The following is a 10,610-nucleotide window of genomic DNA, read 5'->3' as shown; positions in this document are numbered from 1 at the left end:
GCGTGCCCGCGAACAGGCCGGCCCAGGCTAGCCCTTGGCCCGGCGGGCCTTGAAGAAGTCGCTGAGGATCTGCCCACACTCCTGCGCCAGCACCCCGCCCTCCACCATCACCCGGTGGTTGAGAAAGCCCTGGCCGAAGAACTGCCCCTGGCTTTGCACGATCCCCGCCTTGGGCTCCAGCGCGCCAAACACCACCCGCATCACCCGTGAATGTACGATCAGGCCTGCACACATGCTGCACGGTTCCAGCGTGACGTACAGGGTGCTGCCTGGCAGGCGGTAGTTGCTGGCCGCCTTGGCCGCCGCCCGAATCGCCACCATCTCGGCATGGGCACTGGGGTCGCTGTCGATGATCGGCCGGTTGAAACCCTGGCCAATCACCTGGCCATGCTGGACCAGCACGGCCCCCACCGGTACCTCGCCCAGCGCTGCACCCTCGGCTGCCAAGGACAACGCCAGGCGCATGTATTCCTGATCGCGGCTGCGATCGATAATCTGCGGGCGCATCACACCACCGCGATAGCGGCCATCAGGCCGGTTTCCATGTGGTCGATGACGTGGCAGTGGAACATCCAGGTGCCGGGGTTATCCGCCACCAGGGCCACCTGCGCGCGCTCGTTCTTGCCCAGCAGGTAGGTGTCGGTGAACCACGGTTCCTTGATGTCGTGCCGGTTGGAGGCGATCACCTTGAAACTCATGCCATGCAGGTGGATCGGGTGCTGGTACTGGGTCATGTTCTTCAACTCGAAGATGTAGCTTTTGCCTTTTTGCAGCGTGGCGATGGGGCGGTCGGCGCAGGTCTTGTCGGTGATGTCCCAGGCTTGGCCGTTGATTTGCCAAAGGCTCGGTGGCTTGTCCTGGTCGGTGGTGACCGAAACCTTCGCCGCCCATTCGAAATTGAAGTTGAGCTTCTCGGCATTCTCCAGGTCCGGTTCGGCTATCGGGTTGGCCGGCAGCGCTGGCGGCCAGTCCCCCGGGGCATCGGTACTGGCCACCGAGCGCAGGGTGCCCAGGCGCACGAAGCCATCGCGCAGGGAAATTTCCTCCCCCGCCTGGGGAATGCGGATAGCCAGGCAGATGCGCATGCCAGGGCCGAGCCAGTACTCGTCCTCCAGGGGGCGAGGGGTCACCGGGTTACCATCGAGCGCGTAGATCCGGGCCTCGCAGTTGCCCTTGAGGTTCACCCGGTAAGTCCAGGTGTTGTCCAGGTTCAGCAGACGCACGCGCACCACCTGCCCGGCCGGGAGTTCGGTGACCGCGTCGGCCTGGCCATTGATGGTGATCAGGCGCCCTGCGGTGCCGTTGCGCGCGGCCTCGCGCGGGATACTGAACGGCAGCCAGCCACCCTCCTCGTCCACGTGCCAGTTCTTCAGGCTGAGTGTGCGCTCATGCCGGAAGCCGGTGGGCTCGCGCTCCTCGACGATCAGCGGGCCGACCAGGCCACGGCCCAGCTCTTCGGAACTGCTGACATGAGGGTGATACCAGTAGCTGCCCGCATCCGGTACGCGGAACTTGTAGTCGAAGTACTCGCCTGGCTTGACCGGCAGTTGCGACACATAAGGCACGCCGTCCATCTCCAGCGGCAGGCGGATACCGTGCCAGTGGATGGTGGTTTCCACCGGCAGGTGGTTGATGAAGCGCACCCGCAGCCAGGTGCCTTGGCGCACACGCAATTCGGTGCCCGGTGCGGATGGCCCGAACGCCCAGGCCTCGGTCTTGAAGCCCGGCACCAGCTCGACGTCAAGCGGCGCGGCGATCAGCTCGTAGTCATAGCCGGCGTTGTCGTCCTCGACCTTGCCCAGCCAGTAACGCGCCGCGCCACCGGCGCCCAGGCCAACCACAACCAGGCCGGTCAGGCCCTTGAGCATTTGTCGACGGGTGAAGGACATCGGTGCGGGTACCTCGTGTTCGGTGCGATCAAGCTGCCAGCCTCGGCTGACGATGAAGGGCGAATACGATACACCTGCAAATGGGAAATATTAAGTGAAGTCTCTAGAGACCCTGGCGTTCCGCTTCCATGGCGCCGCCCCACAACTGATTGAACCACTGCCGGTCATGGTCGCCAGGTTGGCGCATGGCAGCCTGCAGCAGTGCACCGTCCAGCCTGACGCGAAGGTTGTCGAGGCGCGCAGCCAGTGGCGGATGGGAGTCGAATGGATGGGGCATGGTCAGGCCCAGCACGTCCTCATCCAGCCGCAATGGCACGCGCTGCAAATGCCGGGGCAGCGCTGCCAGCAGGCCTTGGCCGCCGCACTCGTGCAGCAAGGCATCGACCATGCTGCCCAGGGCGATCGCCCGCAACAACGCCTGCATGAACAGCTCCGGCCCGGCCACTTCGGCACCGGCCCGGTCAGCCAGCAATTCCTGCTCACGCCCCCAGCGATGGACCGCGACCTGAAAATGGTGCAGGAACTGACCGGCTGCCCATACCACCGGGCGAGCGACCCAGGCGGCGCCGCGCTCAGCGTCCACCAGGGTCGAGAACTGGGCGCACATCAAGCTGAAGCGTGCGTTGGTCGCACTGCCCTGCTCCGTGTCGCGGCTGCGAAAATGGCCAAGCTCATGGCCAATGATCGCGGCGGCTTCCCGCTGGCTCAAGGCGCCGAGACACGGTAACGACAGATACAAGGTTCGGCCATTGAGTACCGACTGACAGGGCTGCAGCACGACTGGAACGCTGGTGACGAAAAAGCTTTGGTCGATGCCGACCACGATATTGTCCGGTACTGGCGCACGCAACTGCGTGGCCAGGCCCTCAACCCATTGCCAGAGCGCCGGAGCCCCCTGACGGTGAAGCTGTCGGCCGAGAAAGCTCGCCTTCGACGCCCCGATGCGCGGCCATTGCTGGCGCATTCGCCAGGCGGTACGCAGGCACACGAGCAGTAATGACGCCAGCGGCAGCACCACGATCAGCACGGTATACCCGCCCTGTGCCGCATGGCTGAAGCCGGCGCTGACTTCATACAGCAGCAGAAGGCCCAACGAGCCAGCCAGCAGCCCCATGTAGACGCTTAGCCAACGCCCCAGCACCCGCCAGCTGGCGGTCATGCGCTGGTGCAGGTAATGCGCCGAGCGCAAGGCCCGCCAGGCGTCGTACCTGAGCCTGAGCCAAGCGCCGATGCCAGCGACCAGCGCGCCCCATGCCAGCCAGCCGCCGACACCGGCCAGCGTTCTACGCACGCTAAGCCAGTGGCGGTCGGTATCGAGTTCATCCAACTGCCGTTGCAGCACTTCACGCGTGTCCAGGCGCCCTGCCAGTTCCTTGCGCGCCGCCCAAGGCAGTGTGCGCAACAAGTCCTCGCTGGGCGTTGCCAGCCACTGCCGGATGATCCCCGCCTGCTCTTGCGCCGTCTCGGCCCGCCATTGCTGCACGCCGCCCCAGCCGACCAGCAGCAGCGGCAACAGCAGCATGACCAGGCCCCAACCCAGGCGCCTCATTGCAGCGCCCCGCTATACATCTACCTGCATCAACTCCAGTTGTCGTTGGGCATGGGCCGCATTGCGGTAGGCCGCCAACAGCTCGAGCACTTCGTCGTTCCCCAGCTTGCGACCCTTCAAGGCCAGGCCGGCAGACATGATGCGAATCTGCGGTCGCGGCTTTTTCAGGGCCATCGCCTGGTTTCCGAAAAACTGCAGCTTGACCACGCGATGCTTAGGCAGCGCAGCTTCGCTGCTCATCTCCAGCGTCTGTACCATGACCAGGCCTTCGTCCTTGACCGCGATGTCCTCGACTTCAGCCATGTCGACAGGGGCGTCCAGGGTATCGACGAACAGCTGTCGGCGAGTCAGGCGCATGAACACCTGCGTGCCCGCGTTGCGGTGCTGCCAGGTCACCGCTGCCGCCATGCACAACACGAACAGCACCAGTGCGACCGCGCCCAGGCGTTGCGGGTTGAACGTGGTGACCAGCAGAATCAGGGCGCCCACCAGCAGTATCGGCCCCCAGACCTTGTAACGCCGGGTGTTGGTGAATTCGCTTTGCTCCGGGACGCGCTCGATTACCTGTTTGAGTTCGGCAACCACCCGCTCGCGCTGGGCGGCACGGGCTTGCTCATAGTCTTCGCCAAGCGCGCCGGAAAGGTCGGCCAGCGGATCGTCGGGTTTAGCCATGATCAGATGTGCTCCCCGTTCACTGCTGCTTGGCCAGGTAATCGGTCAGAAAAGCCTGCGCATCACCTTGGCGCGACAGCCCCTCGGAGTAGCCAACCGGCAACGGTTGCGGCTCACCCGGCAGGTAGAGCTCGCCGCCCCAGCCGCCCTGCACGATCAACACGACAAACTTGTTGCCATCGGCCGTCGTCCAGTAGCGGGTGTCCTTGGCGGTTTTCTCGACCTGCATTTTCTGAATGCGCATGTTCCAGTCGTGATCGACGCCTTCGACCTGGACCAGCGCCTCATTGGCGGCCCGCTCGCCAATGCGCAGCGTCCATACCTTGACGCCCTCGGTGCCCATATAGGCCTTGACCTGTTCGGCTACTGCAGGCCGTTGTTCGGCGTGTGCCTGGCCTAGCCAAAGCGTGAGCGATGCCACCAGCAAGGCAGCCCATTTACGATAAGCGAACATTTTTTCCACCATGATGCGAAACGATCGATCATTGAAGACAGCTACGCCGGCACTGCCAACCCCTGTGGCCGGTTCGCACAAAAGATGGGCCGCCGCGCACAATGGCTGTTGCCAAAAATGTGCGCGCGTTACCATTTACGCTCATGCCGCCGCCAACCAAGGACGTAGCGCCCATGCGATCGACCAGCCCCTACCTGGACACCTCCTTTTCCTTCGACAGCCCCGGCTCGCTCGCCGACGCCGGCGTGTTGGACAGCGGCAAGGCGCAGATCATGGGGCGTGCAACCGGGCATTATCGGGCGCAGACCGTGCACGCGGGGCTGCAGTACTTCGATTGCAACCTGCAGTTTCCCGAACCGCTGCAAATCGACAAACTGCTGCCGCAAAGCCTGTGCATCGTCCACGTGTTCGACGGTGCCTGGCAGCACAAGGTCGACGGCACGCTCAACCATTACGCCCCCGGCCACTTGCACCTGCTGGGCCTGGGCGAAAGCCTGGAAGCGCAGGACCAGTTGCCTGCAGACAGCCATGCGCGCATGGCGGGCGTGCGCATTGCCGGCGACTACCTGCATGAGCTGGCGCGGGACGATGCGCAATTGCTACCCCTGCTGGCCTTGACCGCAGACGGCATGCGCTTCGATCAACTCCCCCAATGCCCCGCCGTCAGCCGCTTGCTGCAGCAGCTGTACCTGTCACCCTATACCGGTGGGCTACGGCGCCTGCATTGCGAAAGCCTGAGCGTGGCCGTGGTGCTGGAGCTGACGCGCCACTTGATAGGCCCTGCACAAGGCACGAAAAACCCGGACCGCGGGCTGCGCGACCTGGCCATCGAAGCGCGCCGCCTGCTCGACACCCAACTGGCCACCCCACCCACCGCCGCCAGCCTTGCACGCCAACTGGGCGTGGGCGAGACCACCTTGCGCCGGGCGTTCCGCGACGAATTCGGCCGGCCAATGCTGCAGTACGTGCGCCAGCAACGCCTGGAGCAGGCCCGCACCCTGCTGCTGGAAAGGCGCTGGCAGGTGTCGCAGGTGGCCTACCAGGTCGGTTATGCCAACCCTGCCAATTTCTGCCATGCCTACAAGGCCTATTTCGGCCACCCGCCTGGCAGCGAATAGCAGTTTTTCCCAGGCAAAAGAAAAGGGCCTGCAATGCGGCCCTTTTCGTTCAACGCCAGAGAGGGATCATTCCCACTCAATCGTCGCCGGCGGCTTGCTCGACACGTCATAGGTCACGCGCGAGATGCCGTCGATTTCATTGATGATACGGCCGCTGACGGTTTCCAGCAGCTCGTACGGCAGGTGTGCCCAACGCGCGGTCATGAAGTCCACGGTCTCCACGGCACGCAGGGCCACGACCCAGGCGTAGCGACGGCCGTCGCCGACGACGCCGACCGACTTGACCGGTTGGAACACCACAAAGGCCTGGCTGGTCTTGTGGTACCAGTCGGCTTTGCGCAGCTCTTCGATGAAGATGTGGTCGGCACGACGCAGGATGTCGGCGTATTCCTTTTTCACTTCACCGAGGATACGCACACCCAGGCCTGGGCCCGGGAACGGGTGGCGGTAGACCATGTCGTACGGCAGGCCCAGCTCCAGGCCGATCTTGCGCACTTCGTCCTTGAACAGTTCACGCAGCGGCTCGACCAGCTTGAGGTTCATTTCCTCCGGCAGGCCACCGACGTTGTGGTGCGACTTGATCACATGGGCCTTGCCGCTCTTGGCGCCAGCCGACTCGATCACGTCCGGGTAGATGGTGCCCTGGGCAAGGAACTGGATGTTTTCCAGCTTGCTGGCCTCGGCATCGAACACGTCGATGAAGGTGCGGCCGATGATCTTGCGCTTCTTCTCCGGGTCGGCTTCGCCTTCCAGGTTGTCGAGGAACTGCTTTTCAGCGTCGGCGCGAATGACCTTGACGCCCATGTTCTCCTTGAACATGGCCATCACCTGGTCACCTTCGTGCAGGCGCAGCAGGCCGTTGTCGACAAATACGCAGGTCAGCTGGTCGCCGATGGCGCGGTGCAGCAGCGCGGCAACCACCGAGCTGTCGACGCCGCCAGACAGGCCCAGCAGGACGTTGGCCGAACCCACTTGTGCACGCACCTGGGCGATGGCGTCTTCAACGATGTTGGATGGGGTCCACAGGGCCTCGCAGCCACAGATGTCCTGCACGAAGCGGGACAGGATGCGACCGCCCTGCTTGGTGTGGGTCACTTCCGGGTGGAACTGCACGCCGTAGTAGCCGCGGGTGTCGTCGAACATGCCGGCGATCGGGCAGCTTGGGGTGCTGGCCAATACATGGAAATTTCCCGGCATCTGGGTGACCTTGTCGCCGTGGCTCATCCACACGTCCAGGCCCAGTACGCCGTCAGCGTCGATGTGATCTTCGATGCCGTCGAGCAGGCGGCTCTTGCCGACCACGTCCACGCGGGCATAACCGAACTCACGCAGGTCGGAACCTTCGACCTTGCCGCCCATCTGTTCGGCCATGGTCTGCATGCCGTAGCAGATGCCCAGCACCGGCACGTTCAGGTCGAACACTGCCTGCGGCGCGCGCGGGCTGTTGGCTTCGTGGACCGACTCGGGGCCGCCGGCGAGGATGATGCCGCGCGGGTTGAATTCGCGAATCGCTTCATCGTCCATGTCGAACGGGTGCAGCTCGCAGTACACGCCGATCTCGCGCACGCGGCGGGCAATCAGCTGGGTGTACTGGGAACCGAAATCGAGGATCAGGATGCGGTGAGCGTGAATGTCGAGGGCCATGACTCAATCTCTGATGCAGTTGCAAGCGTCAAGCCGCAAGCTGCAAGTTGATCGGGGAGAACGCGGTAGTCGCTGCAGCGCAACTACCGCTTGTAGCTTGAAGCTTGTCGCTTACCGCTGGAGGCGTTAGCCGACGCGGTAATTAGGGGCTTCTTTGGTGATCTGCACGTCATGCACGTGGGACTCGGCCATGCCGGCGCCGGTGATGCGTACGAACTCCGGCTTGGTGCGCATCTCTTCGATGGTTGCGCTGCCGGTGTAGCCCATGGACGAACGCAGGCCGCCCATCAGTTGGTGGATGATCGCCGCCAGCGCACCTTTGTACGGCACACGGCCTTCGATGCCTTCCGGTACCAGCTTCTCGGCACCGGCCGAGGAGTCCTGGAAGTAACGGTCGGACGAGCCTTGCGCCTGTGCCATGGCACCCAGCGAGCCCATGCCGCGGTAGGCTTTGTAGGAACGGCCCTGGAACAGCTCGACTTCACCTGGCGCCTCTTCGGTACCGGCGAACATCGAACCCATCATCACGCAGGAAGCACCGGCTACGATGGCCTTGGACAGGTCACCGGAGAAGCGGATGCCGCCGTCGGCGATCAGTGGCACACCGGTGCCTTCCAGTGCAGCGGCAACGTTGGCGATGGCGCTGATTTGCGGCACGCCGACGCCTGCAACGATACGGGTGGTGCAGATAGAGCCCGGGCCGATACCGACCTTGACCGCGTCAGCGCCGGCTTCGGCCAGGGCCTTGGCCGCAGCGCCGGTGGCGATGTTGCCGCCGATCACCTGCACCTGCGGGTAGGTTTCCTTCACCCAGCGCACGCGGTCGATCACACCTTTGGAGTGACCGTGGGCAGTGTCGACCACCACCACGTCAACCCCGGCAGCAACCAGGGCGGCTACGCGCTCGCCGGTGTCCTTGCCAGTGCCGACGGCAGCGCCGACGCGCAGGCGACCTTGGTCGTCCTTGCTGGCCAGCGGGTAGGCCTTGGCCTTTTCGATGTCCTTGACGGTCATCATGCCCTTGAGGTTGAACTTGTCGTCAACGATCAGGACTTTTTCCAGGCGGTGCTTGTGCAGCAGCTCGCGCACTTCGTTCTTGTCGGCGCCTTCGCGCACCGTGACCAGGCGCTCTTTTGGCGTCATCACGTCGCGGACCTTGGCGTCCAGGCGGTTTTCGAAGCGCACGTCACGGGAAGTGACGATGCCGACCAGGTCACCGTTGGCCAGCACTGGCACGCCGGAGATGTTGTTCAGGCGGGTCAGCTCGAACAGGTCGCGCACGGTAGCGTCGGCGTCGATGGTGATCGGGTCCTTGACCACGCCAGCCTCGAACTTCTTGACCTTGCGAACTTCGCCGGCCTGCTGCTCGATGGTCATGTTCTTGTGGATGATGCCGATGCCGCCTTCCTGAGCCATGGCAATGGCCAGGCGCGCTTCGGTCACGGTATCCATGGCGGCGGAAACCAGCGGAATGTTCAGCTCGATGCCACGAGTCAAACGGGTCTTGAGACTGACTTCATTGGGCAGTACCTCGGAATAGCCAGGTACAAGGAGGATATCGTCGAAGGTCAGGGCTTCTTGGCTGATACGCAGCATCGCGGGGGCTCCCGGGCGGGAAAAATGGAAGCGCGCCATTATACTCATGCACGGCGCGCCGCTCAATGTAAATCAAGCTTCAAGTTACAAGCGGCAAGCTACGAGAGTCGTCAGGCATACAGGCCGCTTTTTCTTGAAGCTTGCGACTCAAGGCTTGCAACTGACTTGCACCACCGTCACCGGCTGGGCGAGCCCGGNNGCCCCGGGCGGGGGGAGCCAGTCGGCGAAGCTGTCGAGAAAGGCCTGGGTAAACCCGGCCTCGCCCCAGTTGTTGAAGATGAACCCCAGGTTGGAAAAGGCACATGGCTGCAGGTAAATGAAGCCATTGATGTCATCTTCGAAGCCGCACAGCGGGCAGGTGAAGTTGTCACTGACCGCCGGCATCCATTCTTCCAGGCTTTCGAACAGCGGCTCGCCCACCTCGCGCCGGCACTGCGGGCAGCCGGCTTCTTCAAGAAACCCTTCGGTGGGGGTATAGATGCAACGCTTGAGCATCACTTCCAGGCCGTTGGCCTGCTCGCCAAAAGGCAACAACTCAGGCCGCAGGGCCACCTTGCGGGCGCCTGCAGCCAGGGCGTGGCCCATGCGGTTGCCGGTACGGCCACAGGTGCTCAACTGCTCCTCGACCACTTTCTCGCGTACCAGCCAGCGCACGATGGCACGGGCGCGGGCTTCGTGCACCGGCACGGTAGACAGCTTGGGAACGATAATGCTCTGGGTGTTCATGAACGGTACAAGCCTGCAAAACTGCGGTAAGGGCGCAATTCTACCGCTCAGGCGCCGAGGTAGCGACCGATCAGCGCCAAGCCGCTGGCCAGCACCAGCCAGGTGACCAGGCGCACAAAGGCTTCGCGCGACAGCCTGTGGGTCAGCCCACGGCCGACCCACAAGCCGATGAACATGACCGGCAGCAGGCATGCAGCCAGCAAGAGCAGGCTCTGATCGGCGTAAACACCGGCGACCAGGAACAATGCCAGGCGCACCACCGTGCTGCAGCTGATCAGCGCGCTCTGGGTGGCGCGCACCTGTTCCTTTCGTTCCAGGCGTGCACTCAGGTACAGCGCATAAAGAAAACCGCCGCTGCCGAACAGCGCCCCGAACAGCCCGCCTGCCGTACCCATTGGCACTGCCCAGAAACCCGACAGGTTCGCCGGCCGTACTCTGACCGCCAGGCTATACAGCGCGTAGGCCGTAACGAACAGGCCCATCAACAGCAACAGCACGTCAGACTGCAAACGCAGCAGGAACACCACGCCCAACGTGCAGCCCAGGGCCATGAACGGCAACAGCCGCAGCAACTCGCCGCGCACCACATCACGGCGCGAAGGCAGCAGGTTGCCGAAGGCGGCGACAAAATCGAGCAACACCAGTAGCGGGATGATTCGTGACAACGGCATGAAATGGATCAGCACCGGGCCCGCCACCAGGGCCGTACCGAAACCGGCAATGCCAAAGACGACGTAGGCCACGCCGACGCCGAGCAGGATGGGCAGCCAGTCAAGGCCGGTGAGCGACAGTTCAGTGAGCATGGCAGCAGTTCCAGGGAGCATAGGCAAAGGTTAGCCAGCTGAGAGCCATGCCGACTAATATGGCTTTATCGCCAAAGCCATCTCGAAAAGGCATGACATGACGTCCATCCGCCAGTTGCGTTACTTCGTGGAAATCGCCGAGTGCGGCAGCTTCAGCGG

11 protein-coding genes are annotated in these 10,610 nt (G+C 63.6%); 2 read left to right on the top strand and 9 right to left on the bottom strand.

Going from position 1 to position 10,610, the window contains the following annotated elements; translation table 11 throughout:
- Nucleotides 1–27 precede the first annotated feature (27 nt).
- From tadA to G1E_RS25910, 5 genes are all read right to left on the bottom strand, one after another.
- Complete coding sequence (gene tadA, locus G1E_RS25930; RefSeq protein WP_009683426.1) at nucleotides 28–507, bottom strand: tRNA adenosine(34) deaminase TadA; 480 nt, start codon at nucleotides 505–507, stop codon at nucleotides 28–30.
- Nucleotides 507–1,889 carry a multicopper oxidase family protein gene (locus G1E_RS25925; protein ID WP_009683425.1) on the bottom strand — a complete coding sequence of 461 codons (1,383 nt, stop codon included), beginning with the start codon at nucleotides 1,887–1,889 and terminating at the stop codon, nucleotides 507–509. The genes tadA and G1E_RS25925 overlap by 1 nt, the downstream gene beginning before the upstream one ends.
- A 103-nt stretch (nucleotides 1,890–1,992) precedes the next feature.
- The gene (locus G1E_RS25920) at nucleotides 1,993–3,438 is read right to left on the bottom strand and encodes a M48 family metallopeptidase (protein ID WP_009683424.1); all 1,446 of its coding nucleotides are present in this window, start codon (nucleotides 3,436–3,438) and stop codon (nucleotides 1,993–1,995) included.
- Between the two features lie 12 nt (nucleotides 3,439–3,450).
- Complete coding sequence (locus G1E_RS25915) at nucleotides 3,451–4,110, bottom strand: hypothetical protein (protein ID WP_009683423.1); 660 nt, start codon at nucleotides 4,108–4,110, stop codon at nucleotides 3,451–3,453.
- Between the two features lie 19 nt (nucleotides 4,111–4,129).
- Nucleotides 4,130–4,564 (bottom strand): hypothetical protein, encoded by a 435-nt coding sequence (locus G1E_RS25910; RefSeq protein WP_009683422.1) that lies wholly within the window; start codon nucleotides 4,562–4,564, stop codon nucleotides 4,130–4,132.
- Between the two features lie 173 nt (nucleotides 4,565–4,737).
- Between G1E_RS25910 and G1E_RS25905 the strand changes: the two genes are divergently transcribed.
- Nucleotides 4,738–5,682 carry an AraC family transcriptional regulator gene (locus G1E_RS25905; protein ID WP_009683421.1) on the top strand — a complete coding sequence of 315 codons (945 nt, stop codon included), beginning with the start codon at nucleotides 4,738–4,740 and terminating at the stop codon, nucleotides 5,680–5,682.
- 66 nt (nucleotides 5,683–5,748) lie between these two features.
- On the opposite strand, the gene guaA is transcribed toward G1E_RS25905, so the two are convergent.
- From guaA to G1E_RS25885, 4 genes are all read right to left on the bottom strand, one after another.
- Entirely contained in the window at nucleotides 5,749–7,326 is a 1,578-nt protein-coding gene (guaA, locus tag G1E_RS25900; RefSeq protein ID WP_009683420.1) for a glutamine-hydrolyzing GMP synthase, read from the bottom strand.
- 126 nt (nucleotides 7,327–7,452) lie between these two features.
- Entirely contained in the window at nucleotides 7,453–8,922 is a 1,470-nt protein-coding gene (guaB, locus tag G1E_RS25895) for an IMP dehydrogenase (protein ID WP_003255025.1), read from the bottom strand.
- 147 nt (nucleotides 8,923–9,069) lie between these two features.
- The gene (locus tag G1E_RS25890; protein ID WP_047150244.1) at nucleotides 9,070–9,648 is read right to left on the bottom strand and encodes a hypothetical protein; all 579 of its coding nucleotides are present in this window, start codon (nucleotides 9,646–9,648) and stop codon (nucleotides 9,070–9,072) included.
- A gap of 47 nt (nucleotides 9,649–9,695) precedes the next feature.
- Entirely contained in the window at nucleotides 9,696–10,451 is a 756-nt protein-coding gene (locus G1E_RS25885) for a sulfite exporter TauE/SafE family protein (RefSeq protein WP_009683418.1), read from the bottom strand.
- Between the two features lie 97 nt (nucleotides 10,452–10,548).
- On the opposite strand from G1E_RS25885, the gene G1E_RS29980 reads away from it, so the two are divergent.
- On the top strand, nucleotides 10,549–10,610 hold a 62-nt coding region (locus tag G1E_RS29980), incomplete at its 3' end, for a LysR family transcriptional regulator (RefSeq protein ID WP_047150245.1).

Origin of the sequence: Pseudomonas sp. TJI-51 (assembly GCF_000190455.2) — a bacterium.
Lineage (GTDB): Bacteria > Pseudomonadota > Gammaproteobacteria > Pseudomonadales > Pseudomonadaceae > Aquipseudomonas > Aquipseudomonas juntendi.
This window is presented reverse-complemented; position numbering and strand designations above follow the sequence as displayed.

Excerpts from the sequence above, each read along its gene's own strand:
- tadA (WP_009683426.1), bottom strand. The coding sequence starts at position 507 with ATGCGCCCGCAGATTATCGATCGCAGCCGCGATCAGGAATACATGCGC.
- G1E_RS25925 (WP_009683425.1), bottom strand. The coding sequence starts at position 1,889 with ATGTCCTTCACCCGTCGACAAATGCTCAAGGGCCTGACCGGCCTGGTT.
- G1E_RS25920 (WP_009683424.1), bottom strand. The coding sequence starts at position 3,438 with ATGAGGCGCCTGGGTTGGGGCCTGGTCATGCTGCTGTTGCCGCTGCTG.
- G1E_RS25915 (WP_009683423.1), bottom strand. The coding sequence starts at position 4,110 with ATGGCTAAACCCGACGATCCGCTGGCCGACCTTTCCGGCGCGCTTGGC.
- G1E_RS25910 (WP_009683422.1), bottom strand. The coding sequence starts at position 4,564 with ATGTTCGCTTATCGTAAATGGGCTGCCTTGCTGGTGGCATCGCTCACG.
- G1E_RS25905 (WP_009683421.1), top strand. The coding sequence starts at position 4,738 with ATGCGATCGACCAGCCCCTACCTGGACACCTCCTTTTCCTTCGACAGC.
- guaA (WP_009683420.1), bottom strand. The coding sequence starts at position 7,326 with ATGGCCCTCGACATTCACGCTCACCGCATCCTGATCCTCGATTTCGGT.
- guaB (WP_003255025.1), bottom strand. The coding sequence starts at position 8,922 with ATGCTGCGTATCAGCCAAGAAGCCCTGACCTTCGACGATATCCTCCTT.
- G1E_RS25885 (WP_009683418.1), bottom strand. The coding sequence starts at position 10,451 with ATGCTCACTGAACTGTCGCTCACCGGCCTTGACTGGCTGCCCATCCTG.